A 17,683-nucleotide genomic window follows, 5' to 3' on the forward strand; every position below is an offset into this window, starting at 1 on the left:
ATCGGCAGGGGCAGCCTGAGCCTGTACAAGGTCCTCAAGGAACTCCAGGAACACCTCGTCCAGCTACTCAGCCGCTGCCCCTACTGCCAACACGCACCCCCAACCTAACAAAGTACTACTAGGTGATCGGCGGCTGATGGGGCCCACGCCCGTTAGGGTGTGGATGCGACTCGTTGCTACTACTGCCCGTACGGGTTGCCAGGCGTGGTGCCCGGGGCGCCGTACGGGTTAGCGAACGGCTGCTGCTTGCGGAAGTAAGGTGCCGCGGCCGGCAGGTAGAGCAGCACAATCGCTGCGATCCCGGCCAGCGTCCCCACGGTTCCGAGGCTCGGTGGTCCGAAGAGGCCGAAAATGGACAGGGCCGCGAAAACCGTACCGAGGATGCGGGCCCAGTTCTTGCCTTTGCGGACGAAGAACGCCACCAGCGCGTACAACCCCGCACCGATGATCGCGAAGACCACGAGCGACCCGGCAATGACACCCTTGAAATCGTCGAACGCGAATTCCGCACCAGTGGCACCGCTGCTGCGCATGGCGTCGTCGAACGCATTCCGGAACAACGGATCGTCAAGCATGCCAATGCCCATCAGCAGGCTGATGACATACACAACACCCGCGCCAATCAGAAGCCAGAACGAGATGTTGACCAGCTGGGGAACCCCGTTGGCTCCCGTGGCCTGCGGCTGCTCGGACGGGTACTGCGCGTAAGGGGACTGCCCGTACGGCTGCTGGCCATAGGGCGGAGGCGTGGGCTGGCCGAACTGCGGCGGGTTGTTCTGGCCATACTGTGGGGAGTTTTGCCCATACTGCGGGGCGTTTTGCCCGTACTGGGGTGCCGGGGGAGTCTGCTGGCCATACTGCGGGGCGTTTTGCCCGTACTGTGGCGCCGGCGGTGTGGGCTGCCCGAACTGCGGGCTGTTCTCGCCGTATCGGGGCGCTGGCGGCTGGTTGCCGGGCTCGGGCTCGTTCGGAACGGGAGGCGGGACAGGCGTGCTCATGAGCGGTCCTTTGCAGGTCGGATGTCAGTTCGGCTGCTGGGTGCAGTCCAACTGGCCTGCCCCCAGTACGGCTTACTTCCCACCGTACCCCCGGCGGGTGCCGCGGGGGATCATTCCGGAGAGGTATTCCCACAGATCGCAGCGGGATCGTACAAGGCTGTGTTTGAACCGGACCCGGTCTACGCGCGGCCCTTCGCGGCGTTGAACCAGGCCTGCGAGTTCGGCAGCCACATGAGCACCGTTGCCGCGGCGCTGATGAGGAAGCCCAGCCAGTTGTTGCCGATGCCTTGGCCCATGCCGCCGCCGCCCACGCTGCCGCCAAGCACGGCGAGCACCAGCGAAACGCCGGCCACGATGGTGAGCGCAAGTCTTGCCCATTCCTTGCCCTCCTTCATCTTCAGGACCAGGACAATCTGGGCCGCCGCCAGGGCCAGTGCCACCAGGACGAGCAGGAGGACCACAACGGCCAGTCCGGGTGCCACGACGAACAACGCCAGCGAACCCAACACGCCGAACAGGCCGCCAAGGACTCCCAGCATGCCGCCGATGAGCCAGATCCAGTACGAGACCTTGAGCTCGGTGGGCAGCCCGGTCACGCTGAACATGCCGGAGAACCCGGCCTTGGGCATAACGTCGTTGAAGTTGCGGGGGCCGTCGGTTGGCATCTCAAAGCGGAAGCCGCCCGGCTGGCCCGGCTGGTTGTAGGCCTGGCCGGGCTGAGGGTAGGCGTGGCCCGGCGCGGGATAAGACTGGCCTGGCTGCGGGTACGCCGGTGGCGGCTGGTAGCCGGCCGGAGGAACGTTGCCGGCAGTCGGCTGAGTGACTGGCGGCTGAGTGACAGGCGGCTGGGCGCCGGGTTGCTCGGCGCCGGGCTGCTGGGGCTGCTGTGGCTGCGGTACTTCACTGTTGCTCATGGGTCTCACTGTAGACCGCGTGTCCGCCTGTATCTAGGGGATAAAACAAAGCACCCCGGCCGCCAGATTCCGGGAATCTGGCGGCCGGGGTGCTTCAGGAGGAAAAACTATGCTGCGGGTGCGATGAACGCGAGCTCCAGGTTGATGGCAACCTTGTCGCTGACCAGCACGCCGCCGGCTTCCAGCACGGCGTTCCACGTCAGCCCGAAGTCCTTGCGGCTGATGGTGGTTTCAGCGGAGACGCCGGCGCGGGTCATGCCGAACGGGTCCACGGCCACGCCGTTGAACTCGGTCTCAAGGGCAACGGGGCGGGTGACACCTTTGATGGTGAGGTCCCCGGTCAGCTCGTAGCTGTTGCCCTTGGCCACGAGGCTGTTGGAGACGAAGGAGATTTCCGGGAAGGCCTCGACGTCGAAGAAGTCTTCGCCGCGGACGTGGCCGTCGCGGTTGACATCGCCGGAGTCGAAGCTGGCGGTCTGGATGGTGGCGCTGATCTTGGAATCGGCCACGTTGTCGGCGAGGTCCAGGGTTGCCACGGCATCCTTGAACTGGCCGCGGACCTTGCTGATGCCTGCGTGCCGGACAGTGAAGGCGATCTCGCTGTGAGAGTTGTCGAGGGTCCAGGTGCCGGTGGTGACGTCTGCGGGAAGAGTCATGGTGTTTCTCCTTGGGTTTGTCGGGTAGTGCTTCCGGATAGCTTGACGCTTCATCTGTTGAATCCTCAACTATCCGCTGCATCCAGTATAAACATGCGTTTGCATGTTTTGTTCCCGGTTCCGGAACATTTTTCCAAAAATTTGAGTTCTACTGGATGTAGAAGATTTCGGATCGCACGCCATCTTTGAGAAACTGGTAAACATGCCCCAATCCACTGTCCATCTGCTCCGCCACGGCGAGGTCCACAATCCTGACCGCGTTTTGTACGGCAGGCTGCCCGAATTCCACCTCTCCGAGCTGGGCCGGGAAATGGCGCAGATGCTCGCCGACCACTTCGCCGAACGTGCCGCGCGCGGGGCAAGGATCGTCTATCTCGCGGCGTCGCCGCTGGTCAGGGCGCAGGAAACAGCGGCCCCCACGGCTGAGGCGCTTAGTCTGGAAATCCACACGGACAGCCGCATCATTGAAGCGGAAAACTACTTCCAGGGCATGAAGGTCACCAAGGCCGAGCTCCGGAAGCCCAAGCACTGGCCCCACCTGGTCAACCCGTTCCGGCCGTCCTGGGGCGAACCGTACAAGGCGCAGGCCGCGCGCGTCATGACAGCTGTTGAGGACGCCCGGCTCCAGGCCATCGAATTGGCAGCCGGAGACTACGGAGCCGACGGGCCGGAAGCCATCATGGTCAGCCACCAGCTCCCCATCTGGGCCACCCGCCTCAGCGCCGAAGGCAGGCCGCTATGGCATGACCCGCGCAAACGCGAGTGCACGCTGACGTCCATCACCTCCCTGGTGTTCGACGACGACGGCTCCCTCCTGCGCGTTGAGTACAGTGAGCCCGCTGCCGTACTTCTTCCCGGCGCCGCCAGCACCCCCGGAGCCTGACATGACTGACCCTCGCGCAACATTCCGCTCAATTTCAGGCACAGCGTCCCGTCGTGCCGTGCTTGCGGCCGGTGGCGCCGCCCTGACCGCCCTGACCCTGGGGCTGTCCGCCTGTGCGCAGGAAGACGCCCTCGCCAAGCAGGCCAAAGCCGGCGACAACAAGAACTATGTGGCCGGGGACGGCTCGGTGACCGAGTTCACCGCGGCGGACCGCAAGGCCGCCGTCGCCATTAACGGCACGCTGTTCAACGGCACGCAGGTAGCCCCCGCGGACTTCCAGGGCAAGGTGACCGTCCTGAACTTCTGGTTCGCCGCCTGCGCACCCTGCCGGGTGGAGGCGCCCATCCTGGAAGACCTGCACCAGGAGTTCAAGGGCCAGGGCGTGCAGTTCCTCGGCGTCAACCTCCGCGACGAAAAAGCCACCGCGGAGGCCTTCGATAAAACGTTCAACCTGACCTACCCCAGCTTCGACGACAAGAACGGCGGCGTGCTCCTGGCCGTCTCAGGCCTGGTCCCGCCGGGGGCAGTCCCCACCACGCTGGTCCTGGACAAGCAGGGCCGCGTGGCCTCGCGCGTGCTGGGCGAAATCCAGAGAGGCACCCTCAAAGCCCTCATCACCGCCGCCGTGGCAGAGTAGCGGCGGCCCCGGACCGTGAACAGCCCTTTCGCCGAAACCATCCTGAACGGCTCGCTCCTGCTTGCCATCCCGGTGGCACTGCTCGCGGGCCTGGTGTCCTTCCTGTCCCCGTGCGTGCTGCCCCTGGTGCCCGGCTACCTGGGCTACGTCACCGGCCTGAGCGGCGTGGACCTGGAGAAGCAGAAGCGCGGCCGGATGCTGGCGGGCATCGGGCTCTTTGTATTGGGGTTCTCGGTTATTTTCGTGCTCCTGGGCGGCGCGTTCGGCCAGCTCGGCACCCTGATCACCGGCTCGCAGAATGCCTGGATCACCCAGCTGCTGGGGCTCCTGGTCATCCTCATGGGCGTGGTGTTCATGGGCGGTTTCGGCTGGCTGCAGCGTGATGCGAAAATCCACGCCAAGCCGCCGGCCGGCCTGTGGGGCGCGCCGTTGCTGGGCCTCACGTTCGGCCTGGGCTGGGCCCCGTGCATCGGCCCCACCTACTCCGCCGTCCAGCTCCTGAGCCTGTCCGGCGGTTCCTCCGCAGCCAAGGGTGCCCTCCTGGCGTTTGTCTACAGCCTGGGCCTGGGCATCCCGTTCCTGCTGATCGCCCTGGCGGTGCGACGCGGCATGGGTGTGATGTCCTTCTTCCGGACGCACCGCCTGGCCATCCAGCGGATCGGCGGCGGGATCCTGGTGGTGCTGGGCCTGCTGATGGCCAGCGGCGTCTGGGGCACCTGGGTCACCGAGTTGCAGTACTGGTTCCAAACCGATGTGAAGTTGCCGATCTGATGAGCGAGCGCGTGAAAGAAAACAAAAAGTCCCCGGCACCCGTTGCCGCCGCCAAAACTGAGGCGGCGCTGCCAGTCCTGGGGCCGGTGGAGATGCTGCGCTGGGCGTGGACCCAGCTGACCAGCATGCGCACGGCGCTGTTCCTGCTGCTGCTCCTGGCGGTCGCCGCGGTGCCCGGCTCGCTGTTCCCGCAGCGCCCGGCCAACCCCTCCATCGTGACGCAGTACATCAAGGACAACCCGGACTACGGGAAGCTGCTGGACACCCTGCAGCTCTACGACGTCTACTCGTCGGCCTGGTTCTCGGCCATCTACATCCTGCTGTTCATCTCGCTGATCGGCTGCGTGGTCCCGCGCGCCATCGCCCACTACAGGGCCATGCGCTCCCAGCCGCCACGGACCCCCAAACGCCTCTCCCGCCTCCCCGAGTACGGCACCCTCGTGGTTCCCGCCGACGCCGGCCTCCCGGCGTCGGACGCCATCCGCAGCGCCGCCGGGGTGCTGAAGAGGCGCGGCTACCGCGTTGACGTGAGGGACGACGACGGCGCGCGGCCGTCTTTGGGCGCCGAACGCGGCTTCGCCAAGGAGGTAGGGAACCTGGTGTTCCACACGTCGCTGATCGGCGTGCTGGTGTCCGTGGCCGTGGGCGGCCTCTTCGGCTACAGCGGCCAGCGCATCCTGGTGGAGGGCGACACCTTTGTGAACACCCTGGTGGGCTACGACCAGTTCACCCCCGGCACCAATTTCCAGTCCAGCCAGCTGCAGCCGTACTCGATTCAGCTGGACAAATTCGACGTCCTGTTTGACCGCGAATCACCTGGCAAAATCGGTCAGCCCATCGACTTCAACGCCGAAGTCACCACGAGGGAAACCCCGGACTCGCCCGCCAAGCAGGAAGTCCTGAAGGTCAACGATCCCGTGACCCTGGGCGGCACCAGCATCTACCTCACCGGCAACGGCTACGCGCCCGTGGTGACCGTCCGCGACGGCGCCGGCAACGTGGCCATGCAGGGTCCCGTGGTGGCCAAACTCCAGGGTGACAACTACTACTCGTCCCTTGTCATCAAGGTCCCTGACGCCAAGCCGGACCAGCTCGGGTTCCAGGGGTTCTTCCTGCCGACGGCGTTCGTCAACGATAAGGGCGTGTCCTTCAGCGGCGACCCCGATCTGTTCAACCCGCGGCTGTCGCTGAACTCGTATTACGGTGACCTCGGACTGGACAGCGGATCGCCGCAGAACGTCTTCGAAATCGACGTCAAGGACCTGACCCCGCTGAACGCCCGCAACCTGGACGCCGGCGGCATCACACTAGCGCCGGGCATGAGCTACACCCTGCCGGACGGCAAGGGAAGCATCAGTTTCGACGGCGTGAAGCGGTACGTGGGCGTGGACATCCACCACAACCCGGGCCAGCTCTACGCCCTCATTTTCGCGCTACTGGCCGTGGGCGGCCTGATCGTCTCGCTCTACGTGAACCGGCGCCGCGTCTGGGTGCGGACCGGGACGCACGAGGACGGCCGGACCATGGTGGAGTACGGCCTGCTTGCCCGCGGTGAGGACCACCGGCTCGCCGCGGAAGCGGTTGCCGTCAGGAAGCTGCTGTCCGACGAGTGGCAGCTTGCGGATTCCGATTCCGTCGAATCTGCTGACGATCCCGATTCCAGCGTCACCCAGCAAACTCCCAGCCGCCAGGGCGATAATGGCGCAGACTCCGTCACCACCCCAGCGGGCCCCACCGGGCCGAAAAAGGACCAGTAATGCCGTTCGCCATCAACGAAACCATGGGCCAGTACAGCGAGCTGTTCATGCTGCTCGCAGCCGGCACGTACACCGTGGCCTTCATCGCCTTCGCCTGGGACCTCGCGAAGAGCAGCAAGGCACTGCGCGCCATAGACCTGAAGGCGGCCGAGGCTGCCGGGACCAAGGTGCCCGCGATGGCCGGCGCCGGTGCGTCTGCTGGTTCTGCCGCTGGTTCAGCCGCGGCAGCCGGCAGTGTGGCAACGGACAGGGTTGACTCGCACCTGGCCGGACCGGTGGGACGGGTCGAGCGGCCGTCGTCGTCCGTGGCCAAGCGCGGCGGCGACGCTTCCGGGGCAGGGCAGACCGCCGACGCCGATATGCGCTACGCGGCGGAACGCCGCGTTCCGGCGCGGGTCGCCGTTGCCCTCACCGTTCTCGGCGTGCTGATCCAAGCTGCCGGCGTCATCACGCGTGCCGTGGGTGCGGGGCGGGTGCCGTGGGGCAACATGTATGAATTCCTGACCACCGGCGCCTTTGTGGCCGTGGCGGTTTTCCTGCTGGTGCTGATCCGCCGCGACCTGCGGTTCCTGGGCACGTTTGTGGTGGGCCTGGCCATCATAATGCTGGTGGCGGCCTCGGTGGCATACTGGACCCCCGTGGGCCACCTGGTCCCTGCGCTGCAGAGCTACTGGCTGATCATCCACGTTTCCATCGCGGTGCTCTCCTCCGCACTCTTCACCCTCACGTTTGCCATGTCCGCCCTTCAGTTGGTCCAGTCCCACCGGCAAAAGACGGTGGCAGCCGGTGGTGCTGACAAGCTTGGTTTTATGCGCCTGGTTCCCTCGGCACTGAGCCTGGAAAACCTGTCCTACCGCATCAACGCCATCGCCTTCATCGGCTGGACCTTCACCCTTATGTTCGGTGCCATCTGGGCTGAAAAAGCCTGGGGCCGGTTCTGGGGCTGGGACACCAAGGAGGTCTGGACCTTCGTGATCTGGGTGGTCTACGCAGGCTACCTGCACGCCCGCGCCACGCGTGGCTGGACCGGCACCCGCGCCGCGTGGCTGTCGATCGTCGGCTACCTCTGCGTGGTCTTCAATTTCACCATCGTCAACCAGTTCTTTAACGGTCTGCACTCCTATTCGGGCCTCTGAACTGGGGTTTCTCCGGCGGTCCTTGGCAACGGTCGACTGATACGCCAATCGATGTATGAATAAGGGTGTTGCCCCGCAGACGGTGATGCTACCTTGGTGGGAGTTGTCAGTGATGAAGCTCGCAGACAGCTAGTTGCGTTTTTGCCGAGGTGCTCATGAGCTATGTCCTCGCCGTTGATGTCGGGACCAGTTTCACCGCCGCCGCCATAGTCCGAATTGATCACGACGCTTCACGTGTTCCGGAGAGCCTGCCGCTGGGGCTCCGCGGAACGGCTGTGCCTTCGGTGGTCTACTACCCCGAAGAAGGCCCCATCCTGGTGGGGGAGGCGGCCGAGCGCCGCGGCCTTGACTCCCCGGAGCGGGTGGTGCGGGAGTTCAAACGACGGGTCGGAGACGACGTCCCCATTGCCGTCGGTACACTTTCCCTCCCTGCTGAAGACGTCTTCGCCACCATGGCGCGATGGGTCGCAGACCGGGCTGAAGAACGCGAGGGCGCGCCGCCGTCGGACATTATCCTTTCCCACCCTGCCTCCTGGGGTGCGCACCGAACGCAGCTCATCCTCGCTGCCCTGGCCTCAAAAGACCTGACCAAGGTCACGCTGATCAGCGAACCGGAAGCGGCGGCGCTGCACTACGCCGCCCAGGTGCGGGTGGAGGCTGGCAGTACCATCGCCGTCTACGACCTCGGTGGCGGGACCTTTGACACCGCCGTCCTGAAGAAGACGGACGCCGGCCACTTTGAACTGCTGGGCCGGCCCGAAGGGATCGAGGGGCTGGGCGGCGCTGACTTCGACGCAGCCGTCCTGCGGTACGTTGCCGATCATGCCGGGCAGGGCCTTGCCAATCTTGACCCGTCGGCGCCAGGCGCCCTGGCGGCCCTGTCGCGCCTGCGGCGGGAGTGTGTGGAAGCCAAGGAGGCGCTGTCCGCGGACAGCGAGGCCAGCATTTCGGTGCTGCTGCCGGGAATCCAGCAGCAGGTGCGGCTGGTCCGGTCCGACTTCGAGGCGATGATCAGCGAGCCCATCCGGGAAACAGTGGACGCCCTGGAGCGTTCCCTGCAGGACCTGGGGCTCACTCCGGACGACCTGTCCGCGGTGCTTCTCATCGGCGGCTCGTCGCGCATTCCCCTGGTGGCACAGCTGATTTCGGAGCGGCTGGACCGGCCGATCGCCGTGGACGCCGATCCGAAGTCATCCATCTGCCTCGGCGCGGCAGTTGCCGCCCTTCGCGCTCAGCCGGAGGGGGCCGCGCAGCCCGCTGCCATGACCGCACAGCTGGCTGGCGCCGTCGTACTCATGCAGGCTGACGGGCATCATGGAACTGCCGGCCGACGAGCCAGCTGGTCCCGGCATGCCGACGCCGGTGCTGCAGCACTCGCCGCCGGTGCCCATGCCGCCAGTGCCCATGCCGCCGGGCGCAAGGGCGGTGCGCACGGGCCACGTCCGACCGTGCGGCTGACGGCGGTAGCAGCGGTGGCGGCGCTCTTTACCGGGCTCACGGCGACGGCGGCCCAGGGCCCGGACGGACTCGGCAGCCTCTCGGCAATGTTCGCCGCGCCGGCAGATGCGGCGAAGGACGCCCCAAACGCTGCTCCTCCTGACGGAACCGGCGGACCCGGCTCCGGTGGGCCCGCGGCAGGAGCAGGCGCGGCAGGAGCAGGAGCGGTGCAGTTACCCGTGCAGGGGATCGAAGCCAGCACTCAGCTGCCGGACAGCAGCGCCCCGGCCAGTTCCACGGGACTGGACATTGTTGCCTCGTCCACCAGCAGGCCACTTACCGAAGCAGGCCAACCAGCCCCCGGCGGGGCCGCTGCCGGGACGGGTACTTCCAGTGAGCCTGCACAGGATTCCGTAGGCTCCACCCCGGGTCCGGTGACCAACCCGACGACGGATCCGGCGCCGGGCCCGGTCCCATTGCCTCTCGATCCTGCACCTGATCCGACCACTGACCCGGTCCCGGGTCCTACGACGGATCCGGCTCCGGATCCGACCACCGATCCTGCGCCGGATCCGACCACTGACCCGGCTCCCGATCCGACCACCGATCCTGCGCCGGATCCGACCACCGGCCCGCCTCCAGAGCCGTCGTCGGCACCTGCGCCGGAACCCGATCCGACCACCGGCCCGGCTCCAGGGCCGTCGTCGGCACCTGCGCCGGAGCCCGACCCGTTCGCGGAACCGTCCCCCACCACGGATCCTGTCCCAACCACGGATCCTGTCCCAACCACCGAACAGGCGGTCTGAGACATGGCCGCCAATCATACGCAGCCCGAACGGGAACTGTACGAGGCAGGGACGTCGGCTCCCGCCGGAGCCGCTGACATGGCACAGCAGCTGCGGGGCGAGAATGCGGCAGTCCGTGAACTTCTGCTGGCGCTGTCCGTCGGGTTCACCTTGCCCGGTCCACTGCCCGGGCAGCTGGCGCACAAGCTGGAAAGCCCTGACAGTCCGGGCCTGGACGCCGTGGTAAACCGCGCCGAGGCCTCGGGCCTGCTGCTTGCCGACGGGACCGTCGTCGGCCCCGCGCAGCACGCGCTCCTGAACGGCACGCCCACAGCCCGTGTGCATGCGTTGCAGCGGGAGCTCGTCGGTTTTGTTTCGGCCGAGGGCCGGCACTTCGGCGAACTTGCCCGCGAGCTGGCGAGGGGCGGACTGGCGGACCCGAGGGTCGCCGCCGAACTCGAAGCCGCAGCGGACAAAGCGCTGCATCACAACCCCGGTCTGGCAGCCCAGTTGTACAGCGAAGCGCTGCTGGCAGGGGCGGACGAACTGCGCATCGCTGCCCGCCGCGCCCAGGCCGCAGCCGCCACAGGCGACCTCGACGCCGCCGGCCGGATTATTGACGGGCTGCTGGTGAGCTCTGATCCGCCGGATGTCAGACTTGGCGTGGATGTTGCTGCTTCCGTCTGGGCACAGCGCGGGCTGCTGGTCCGCAGTGCCGACCTCTATGCCTGGCTTGGTCCGGCGAACATGGGCCGGTCCGCCCCGCTTGCCGCGGTGGCCATGATCGGCAGCGGCGACCGGGCGGGCGCGGAAGTGGCCTTTCCCGCAGAGTCGGCACCTGTGTCGCCCACCCTGCTGGCGGTGGCGCTTTCGCAAATGGGCAAGGGCGTGATGGAGTCGATGGAGCGGGATCCACACAAGGGCCTTCCGCTGCTGATCCACGCTTCGGACATGCTCAATGCCTCCGGTTCAGCGCTGCCACTTCCGGACACCCCTGGAGCGTTGGCCGCGTTACTGGCCCTCCACAGCGGTGAATCCCACGTAGCGGACACGATCATCCGCTCCGCGGTCGCAGCGAGGCAGGGCGGTGACGCCGCCAAGCCACGGCTCCACCTCTTGCAGGCGTGGTCGGCCATGCAGCAGGACGATGCTGGCGAAGCACGGCTCGCCATCAACGAAGCCTCCAAAGCCAATCACTGGCCGCTGGTGCCCAGGGACGAGTTCCTGTGCGCGGCCCTGGAGGTGGGCCTTGCGCGGCGCAGCGGCGACGTCCATGACCTGGTGATGGCCTGGGAGCGCGCCCGCGAAGCGATGCTGCACACCGCCGTCGACCTTTACAGCCTGCTGCCGTGGGGCGAACTGATGATTGCTGCCGCCCGGTTGCGGGAGACACCGCGCGTCGCGCACTATCTGGATGAAGCGTGGGTCCTGCTGGCCAAGCTGGGGGAGCCGCCCCTGTGGGCCGTCCCGCTTCACTGGGCGGCGGTCCAGGCTGCCCTGCTGAACAAGAGCCCGGCCGACCTTGCCCCGCACGCAGCAGCGCTGGTGCGGGCCTCGGAATACAGTCACATGGCCGCTGTGTTCGCCGCCGCAGGCAAGGCCTGGGTCAGCGTCCTGGCCGGACGGTTCCAGGCGACGGACGTGGAGAACGCAGCCCGGGGACTGAAACTGGTGGGCATGCCATGGGAAGGGGCCCGGCTGGCAGGACATGCGGCCGCGCAGGCAGACGAGCGCAGGGACATGATGCGGCTCCTTGCCTGCGCCAGGGACCTCCACCCGCAGGGCGGAACCGCCGGGCCACCCGCCGGGCCGTCACCGGAAGTACGCCGCGGCCCCGCCGAGAACAACCATGGCGCGCATCCTGACGCCTCGGGCCTCAGCGAACGCGAAAAGGAAGTGGCGCGGTTGGTCCTGGAAGGGAAGACGTACCGGGAAATCGGCGAAGCCATCTACATTTCCCCCCGGACCGCTGAACATCACATTGCCAGGATGCGGCGGAGGCTTGGGGCCGAAAACCGCTCCGATCTGTTGGTCCGCCTGAGGCTGGCGCTAACTGCAGATCATCCGGGCCAGGACGGAACCACTGCTGCCCCTAGCCACGAAACAGGCAAACCCCTAATGCGGGGCATCCGGGTACGGGGACACAACCCGATGCCCGGCCCCTACGAAGGACCTTAGGTTTGAGTTAAGCCCGGCACCGAGGCCTGGCGATCCACAACTCCGAGAAGATTTGAGGACCATCCAATGCCTACACTCGCAAACCAGCTCGTGCAGTTCCTCATGGGCCTGTTCAACAACCCTGCCGCTGCCCAGGAGTTCCTGCACGATCCGGAGCGTTCACTCGAGGGTGCCGGCCTCCGCGAAGTCTGCTCCGCCGATGTTGACGCCGCGATGCCGGTTGTCCTGGACTACGCACCCATCACTGTCAACGCTTCTTCCTTCGACCGGGAGTACAACACCGGCGGAAACACTTCGTGGACCGGAGGCATCGGCGGCGCCGGCCACACCCCGCCTCCTGCAGGCGGCGGTTCAATCTACACTCCGGGGCGCGACCACCATGACGATCACGCCCACGCTGTCCAGCAGCTGCACCACGTGGTGAACAACTACTCGTACACCTCAACCACCTCAACGGTGGATGACCGGGACACGATCACGGACCAGTCGGTCAACCAGAACATCTGGGCCGACGGCGACGTGAACCAGTGGTTCGACAACGAGGCTGTCATCGCATCCGGCGATAAGGCCTTGGCTGCCGGAGACGACAACAACGTCCGGGACTCCTACAACACCAGCGACTCCTACAACACGGACAACACCACGGACAATTCCACGGACAACTCGATCACTGCCGGCGGCGACGTCAACATCGGCAACCGCGATCTGGATGTGGCAGATTCGTTCAACACCGACGTTGACATTGATGTCGCTGATTCGTTCAACGACAACTCGGACAACTCCGATAATTCCGATAACTCGGACAACTCGGATAACTCCGTGGATAACTCGGAGGACAACTCGGTGAAGATTGAGGATTCCTTCCAGGACAACTCGGATAACTCCACCGAGGACAACTCCCTCGTATTCAACGACAACTCCGACAACTCCATCGAAGACAACTCCACCACCGACAACTCCACCGAAGACAACTCCACCACCGACAACTCCACCGAAGACAACTCCACCACCGAAGTTGTGGTTGAGGATTCCTTCCAGGACAACTCGCAGGCGGAGACCACCGAGGTGGAGGTGGTTGATTCCTTCAACCCGGTTGAGGTTGTGGTTGAGGATTCCTTCCAGGACAACTCCACCGAGGACAACTCGACGAACACTGACGTGGCTGTGGACACCGACGTCGCGGTCGAAGATTCGGAGATCAGCCTATAAACATCAAGTTCCGGGTACCGGGAGCGCCCGGCAGGAGGCCATCGACCTCCTGCCGGGCTCTTCGCGGATTATCCCCCGCCCCACCCGCACCCCTGCTGCAAAGGACAGATCATGGCTGAATCGCAACGACCGGGAGGCCCTGGACGTGCGCCGGTTCCGATGAATGCCGGCCAGCTGGCGTTGCTGGTGGAGCAGGGCATCGAGCTGGTGGGGACCGGGGACCGCGCGGACCTGCGGAAACGCCTGGACCAGACCCTGCGCCGGCTGAAGGATCCGAGTATCCGCGTGATCGTAGTGGGGGAATTCAAGCAAGGAAAAAGCAAACTTATCAACGCCCTGGTGAACGCCCCGGTGTGCCCTGTCGACGACGACATCGCCACCTCGGTGCCCACCGTGGTCCGCCACGGGGAACCCGCGTCCGCGGCCATCCTGCTGCCCAAAGCCGGCACAGAGCCCGGCGACGACGCCGCATTGGAGCGGCAGCCCGTCAACATAGCGGACCTGGCGGCTTACGTTTCCGAGCGGGGCAACCCCGGAAACGTCAAGAAGCTGGCAGCGGCCGAAGTTTTCCTGCCCCGCAAGGTCCTGGCCGGCGGACTGACGGTCATCGATTCCCCGGGTGTGGGGGGAATGGGCTCCTCGCACACATTGACCACCCTCACAGCCTTGCCCACAGCGGACGCCATGCTGCTGGTTTCAGATGCCTCGCAGGAATACACCGAACCCGAAATGCGGTTCCTGCGCCAGGCCATGCGGATCACCCCGAGCGTTGCGGGCATCCTGTCCAAAACGGACCTGTATCCGGACTGGCGGCGCGTGGAGGCCATGGACCGTGCCCAGCTCGCGCAGGTGGCGCCGGACATCCCGCTGTTCGCGGTTTCCTCGGATCTCCGGCTGGAGGCGGCACGCCTGCAGGACAGCGAACTCAACGCCGAGTCGGGTTTCCCTGCGCTGATCGGCCACCTCCGGAATGAAATTGTCGGCAAGGCGGAGCGGCTGCAACGGCGCTCCGTCAGCCAGGACCTGCTCTCCGTGGCTGAGAACCTGCGCCTGTCCCTGCGGTCCGAGCTGGGAGCGCTTGAGGATCCTGACGGGACGCCGCGGATGATTGCGGGGCTGGAGGAGGCGAAGTTACAGGCCGATGAGCTGCGCAAACGTTCCGCCCGGTGGCAGATTACGCTCAACGACGGCATCGGCGACCTGATCGCGGACATGGAGTACGACCTCCGGGACCGCCTGCGGCGTATCCAGCGCGAAGCCGAGGCCGCTATTGACCAGGGCGATCCCGGCCCCACGTGGACCCAGTTTTCCGCGTGGCTCGAGGAGTGCGCCGCCGCCGCGATCTCGGACACGTTTGTGTGGACCAGCGAACGCGCGCAGTGGCTTGCCGCACAGGTGGCGGAGCATTTTTCAGAGGACGAAGTGGCCCTGCCGGTGCTTCACATCTCGGACACCGACGACGCGCTGGACCCGGTGGACAACATGCCAAGGCTCGACGACGGGCACATCAACCCCCTGCAGAAGGTCCTGATCGGCATGCGCGGATCCTACGGCGGCGTGCTGATGTTCGGGCTCCTGACCGGGATTTTTGGCATGGCCCTGATCAATCCCCTGTCAGTGGGCGCGGGCCTGCTGCTGGGCCGCAAGGCGTACCGCGAGGACAAGGAAGCACGGCTGAAGCGCCGGCAGGCCGAAGCCAAGGCGCTGGTCCGCCGCCAGCTGGACGATGTCACGTTCCAGGTGGGCAAGCAGCTCAAGGACCGGCTCCGGCTGGTGCAGCGCTCCACCCGGGACCACTTCACGGAAATCGCGGACGAACACCATCGCTCCCTGGCGGATTCGGTGGCGGCTGCCCAGAAGGCGGCCACCACCTACACGCTGGAAAAGGACATCCGCATCCGCGAGATCAAGGCCGAGCTCAAGAAGGTCGACGCCCTGCACCATGCCGCCGGCCTGGTGGCCGCCGAAGTGGCCCAGTCCCCGGGTCCGCAGGACGCGCAATCTTCGGCAGGGCGCGGCACGGCGATGGGGAACCCGGCATCGGGAGGTCCGGCGTCGGGAAGCCCGGCGTCGGGAAGCCCGGCGTCGGGAAGTCCAAGGACGGGCAGCCAGGCGGTGGGCACGGCGCCGGTGGGCAGCCAGTCGGTAGGCACGGCGCCCGTGGGTGCGGCGGGCAGATGAAGGCGTCCATCAGCGCGGGAGTGGCGGACCTGATCCAGGACGCCCTGCTCGTGTACGCGGACGACCCCGCTGCGGCTGCGGCATTGGAGGCTTATGCCCGGCGGCTGTCCGAGCCCCTCAGGCTCGCTGTGGCAGGAATGGTCAAGGCTGGAAAATCCACGCTGCTGAACGCCATCATCGGGGAGGAGATCGCCCCGACCGACACCGGGGAATGCACAAAAATTGTGACCTGGTACCGCTACGGGCACACGCCGCGGATCACGGCCTACCCCATTGCCGGTGAACCGCATGTCCTGCCGCTGAAGCGCGTGGGCGGCCGCCTGGTGTTTGTCCTGGGCAACGCCCGCGCCGAGGACATGGAACGGCTGGTAGTGGAGTGGCCCTCGCCGGCCCTGCGCGAGCTCACCCTGATAGACACCCCGGGAATTGCCTCGTTGTCCGAGGACGTCTCCGCCCGGTCCACCGATTTCCTCATCCCCGCGGACGCGCCCTCGGAGGCCGATGCCATCATCTACCTGATGCGCCACATGCACGCCTCGGACCTGCGGTTCCTCGAATCCTTCAGAGACACTGAGGCGGGCAGGTCGGGAACCGTGAACGCCCTGGCCGTGCTGTCCCGTGCCGACGAGATCGGTGCGGGCCGCATTGATTCGCTGCTCTCCGCGGGTGACATCGCCGACCGGTACCGCCGGGACCACAGTCTGCGGAAGCTGGCGTTGGGGGTGGTCCCGGTGGCCGGGCTGCTGGCGCAGAGCGCACGCAGCATGCGCCAGTCGGACTTCGAGTCCATGCAGGTCCTGGCCGGCATGGAGCGGTCGGCCCGGGAGCGGATGCTGCTCTCGGCGGACAGGTTCATCAGGGCTACTGTCCCGCAAAGCCTGGGCGCCGAAGCCCGCACCTCCCTCCTTGAGCGGTTCGGGCTGTTTGGGATACGGCTGGGCGTAGTGCTGATTCGGAGTGGCTTCACGGAACCCACGCCACTGGCGCATGAACTGGCCCGGCGCAGCGGGCTGGACCCGCTGCTGCACCTTGTGGCCCGGCAGTTCCAGGCCCGCGGGGATGCCCTCAAAGCCCGTACTGCCTTGGTGGGAGTGGAAAGCTTGCTGCGCAGCGCGCCCAGGGAGGGGGCCGGCCACCTGGCCGCAGCCTTGGAACGCCTTCAGGCCAACGCCCATGAGTTCCGTGAGCTCCGCCTGCTCGCCACGATCCGTACCACGGGAGTATCGCTCAGTGATGAATTGGCGGCGGAGGCTGAAATGCTGGTGGGCGGCGGGGGTGCGGCGCCCGCCCTGAGGATGGGGCTGGCTCCGGATGCCGGACCGGACATAGTCCTGGCCGAGGCCCGCCGCTTCCTCAACCGGTGGCGGACGGTATCGGAAAACCCGCTGACGGAGCGCTCAGCCGTGGAGGCCTGCCGCGTGGTGATGCGCAGCTGTGAGGGCGTTGTGGCTGAATGCTCGGCCCTGCAGCTGCACCCGCAGTCCGCCTGAGGTCAGCCCCGCCTGACGTCAGCCCTTATTGCCGCGTCCGCGTCGGCCTGACCTGCGCCGACGGGGTCCGCGCTGCCTTGAGCCACCCTCCCGCCGACGGCACAAAAACCGCCACCAGGCCGAAGAACGCAAGGAGTAGCTGGGCTCCCCAGAGCATCACAACGTAGCTGCCGGCGTCGCCCTCGGGCAGGAGGAAATCCGCGGCCACCACCATGACCATTACCTGCCCGGCCAGCAGCGGGATCAGGAGCCAGCGGGACCAGCCGCGGCGCGCCGAGAAAATAGCCAGCGCCGCCGCTTCAAACAGCATCACCAGCAGCAGGGCGCCCAGGCTGCCCCAGAAAACAATGGCCGCGGATGTGGTCACAGCGTCAGGTCCGCCGCCGGGGGACATCTGGTCCACCACAGTGCGGAGCCGCTCCAGGTGTGAGTCGCGGGTCAGGAATGAACCGACAAGTACGGCCAGGCCTGCAACGAAGCTGAGCAGCCAAAAGGTCCGCGCCAGGCGGACGCTTTGCGGTGCCGGCGGAATGACAACGATGGGCGCCGGCGCGGCGTAGGACAGCCCGGGCCGCGGCGGCGGTGCGGGCGTGGCAGCCCCGGCGGGTTCAACTGGTTGTTGGGATTCTCCGTCGGGGTGCTGGGCCATGT

General features: G+C 66.5%; 14 protein-coding genes. 10 read left to right on the forward strand and 4 right to left on the reverse strand.

Annotated features, from left to right (window positions below):
* Positions 1-179: 179 nt before the first annotated feature.
* The 3 genes from NFC73_RS15580 to NFC73_RS15590 all read right to left on the reverse strand — a co-directional run bounded on the left by NFC73_RS15580 (position 180) and on the right by NFC73_RS15590 (position 2,568).
* Positions 180-998 carry an MFS transporter gene (locus tag NFC73_RS15580; protein ID WP_254751607.1) on the reverse strand — a complete coding sequence of 273 codons (819 nt, stop codon included), beginning with the start codon at positions 996-998 and terminating at the stop codon, positions 180-182.
* Between the two features lie 179 nt (positions 999-1,177).
* Entirely contained in the window at positions 1,178-1,912 is a 735-nt protein-coding gene (locus NFC73_RS15585) for a hypothetical protein (protein WP_254751608.1), read from the reverse strand.
* 107 nt (positions 1,913-2,019) lie between these two features.
* On the reverse strand, positions 2,020-2,568 hold the full coding sequence (locus NFC73_RS15590) for a YceI family protein (protein WP_254751610.1): 549 nt from the start codon (positions 2,566-2,568) through the stop codon (positions 2,020-2,022).
* A gap of 202 nt (positions 2,569-2,770) precedes the next feature.
* Between NFC73_RS15590 and NFC73_RS15595 the strand changes: the two genes are divergently transcribed.
* The 10 genes from NFC73_RS15595 (at position 2,771) to NFC73_RS15640 (ending at position 17,032) form a co-directional block, all read left to right on the forward strand.
* Complete coding sequence (locus tag NFC73_RS15595; protein ID WP_254751612.1) at positions 2,771-3,451, forward strand: histidine phosphatase family protein; 681 nt, start codon at positions 2,771-2,773, stop codon at positions 3,449-3,451.
* 1 nt (position 3,452) lies between these two features.
* The gene (locus NFC73_RS15600; protein ID WP_254751614.1) at positions 3,453-4,088 is read left to right on the forward strand and encodes a TlpA family protein disulfide reductase; all 636 of its coding nucleotides are present in this window, start codon (positions 3,453-3,455) and stop codon (positions 4,086-4,088) included.
* Positions 4,089-4,103: 15 nt separating this feature from the next.
* Positions 4,104-4,859: a cytochrome c biogenesis CcdA family protein gene (locus NFC73_RS15605; RefSeq protein WP_058931385.1), complete on the forward strand. Its 756-nt coding sequence runs from the start codon at positions 4,104-4,106 to the stop codon at positions 4,857-4,859.
* Positions 4,859-6,616, forward strand: a complete 1,758-nt coding sequence (gene resB / locus NFC73_RS15610; RefSeq protein WP_254751616.1) for a cytochrome c biogenesis protein ResB — start codon at positions 4,859-4,861, stop codon at positions 6,614-6,616. The genes NFC73_RS15605 and resB overlap by 1 nt, the downstream gene beginning before the upstream one ends.
* Complete coding sequence (gene ccsB / locus NFC73_RS15615) at positions 6,616-7,752, forward strand: c-type cytochrome biogenesis protein CcsB (protein ID WP_254751618.1); 1,137 nt, start codon at positions 6,616-6,618, stop codon at positions 7,750-7,752. Before resB ends, ccsB begins: the two co-directional genes overlap by 1 nt.
* 155 nt (positions 7,753-7,907) lie before the next feature.
* Positions 7,908-9,995: an Hsp70 family protein gene (locus NFC73_RS15620; protein WP_254751620.1), complete on the forward strand. Its 2,088-nt coding sequence runs from the start codon at positions 7,908-7,910 to the stop codon at positions 9,993-9,995.
* A gap of 3 nt (positions 9,996-9,998) precedes the next feature.
* Positions 9,999-12,152, forward strand: coding sequence for a LuxR C-terminal-related transcriptional regulator (locus NFC73_RS15625; protein WP_372494677.1), 2,154 nt, complete (start codon positions 9,999-10,001; stop codon positions 12,150-12,152).
* Positions 12,153-12,218: 66 nt separating this feature from the next.
* Positions 12,219-13,361, forward strand: coding sequence for an IniB N-terminal domain-containing protein (locus tag NFC73_RS15630; RefSeq protein ID WP_254751622.1), 1,143 nt, complete (start codon positions 12,219-12,221; stop codon positions 13,359-13,361).
* A 159-nt stretch (positions 13,362-13,520) separates the two neighbouring features.
* Positions 13,521-15,542, forward strand: a complete 2,022-nt coding sequence (locus NFC73_RS15635) for a dynamin family protein (RefSeq protein ID WP_254751798.1) — start codon at positions 13,521-13,523, stop codon at positions 15,540-15,542.
* Positions 15,539-17,032, forward strand: a complete 1,494-nt coding sequence (locus tag NFC73_RS15640) for a dynamin family protein (protein WP_254751624.1) — start codon at positions 15,539-15,541, stop codon at positions 17,030-17,032. The genes NFC73_RS15635 and NFC73_RS15640 overlap by 4 nt, the downstream gene beginning before the upstream one ends.
* A 25-nt stretch (positions 17,033-17,057) precedes the next feature.
* On the opposite strand, the gene NFC73_RS15645 is transcribed toward NFC73_RS15640, so the two are convergent.
* Complete coding sequence (locus tag NFC73_RS15645) at positions 17,058-17,681, reverse strand: hypothetical protein (RefSeq protein ID WP_254751626.1); 624 nt, start codon at positions 17,679-17,681, stop codon at positions 17,058-17,060.
* Positions 17,682-17,683 lie beyond the last annotated feature (2 nt).

Origin of the sequence: Pseudarthrobacter humi (genome assembly GCF_024294965.1) — a bacterium.
In the GTDB taxonomy this organism is placed as follows: domain Bacteria; phylum Actinomycetota; class Actinomycetes; order Actinomycetales; family Micrococcaceae; genus Arthrobacter; species Arthrobacter humi.

Excerpts from the sequence above, each read along its gene's own strand:
- NFC73_RS15580 (WP_254751607.1), bottom strand. The coding sequence starts at position 998 with ATGAGCACGCCTGTCCCGCCTCCCGTTCCGAACGAGCCCGAGCCCGGC.
- NFC73_RS15585 (WP_254751608.1), bottom strand. The coding sequence starts at position 1,912 with ATGAGCAACAGTGAAGTACCGCAGCCACAGCAGCCCCAGCAGCCCGGC.
- NFC73_RS15590 (WP_254751610.1), bottom strand. The coding sequence starts at position 2,568 with ATGACTCTTCCCGCAGACGTCACCACCGGCACCTGGACCCTCGACAAC.
- NFC73_RS15595 (WP_254751612.1), top strand. The coding sequence starts at position 2,771 with ATGCCCCAATCCACTGTCCATCTGCTCCGCCACGGCGAGGTCCACAAT.
- NFC73_RS15600 (WP_254751614.1), top strand. The coding sequence starts at position 3,453 with ATGACTGACCCTCGCGCAACATTCCGCTCAATTTCAGGCACAGCGTCC.
- resB (WP_254751616.1), top strand. The coding sequence starts at position 4,859 with ATGAGCGAGCGCGTGAAAGAAAACAAAAAGTCCCCGGCACCCGTTGCC.
- ccsB (WP_254751618.1), top strand. The coding sequence starts at position 6,616 with ATGCCGTTCGCCATCAACGAAACCATGGGCCAGTACAGCGAGCTGTTC.
- NFC73_RS15620 (WP_254751620.1), top strand. The coding sequence starts at position 7,908 with ATGAGCTATGTCCTCGCCGTTGATGTCGGGACCAGTTTCACCGCCGCC.
- NFC73_RS15625 (WP_372494677.1), top strand. The coding sequence starts at position 9,999 with ATGGCCGCCAATCATACGCAGCCCGAACGGGAACTGTACGAGGCAGGG.
- NFC73_RS15630 (WP_254751622.1), top strand. The coding sequence starts at position 12,219 with ATGCCTACACTCGCAAACCAGCTCGTGCAGTTCCTCATGGGCCTGTTC.
- NFC73_RS15635 (WP_254751798.1), top strand. The coding sequence starts at position 13,521 with ATGAATGCCGGCCAGCTGGCGTTGCTGGTGGAGCAGGGCATCGAGCTG.
- NFC73_RS15640 (WP_254751624.1), top strand. The coding sequence starts at position 15,539 with ATGAAGGCGTCCATCAGCGCGGGAGTGGCGGACCTGATCCAGGACGCC.
- NFC73_RS15645 (WP_254751626.1), bottom strand. The coding sequence starts at position 17,681 with ATGGCCCAGCACCCCGACGGAGAATCCCAACAACCAGTTGAACCCGCC.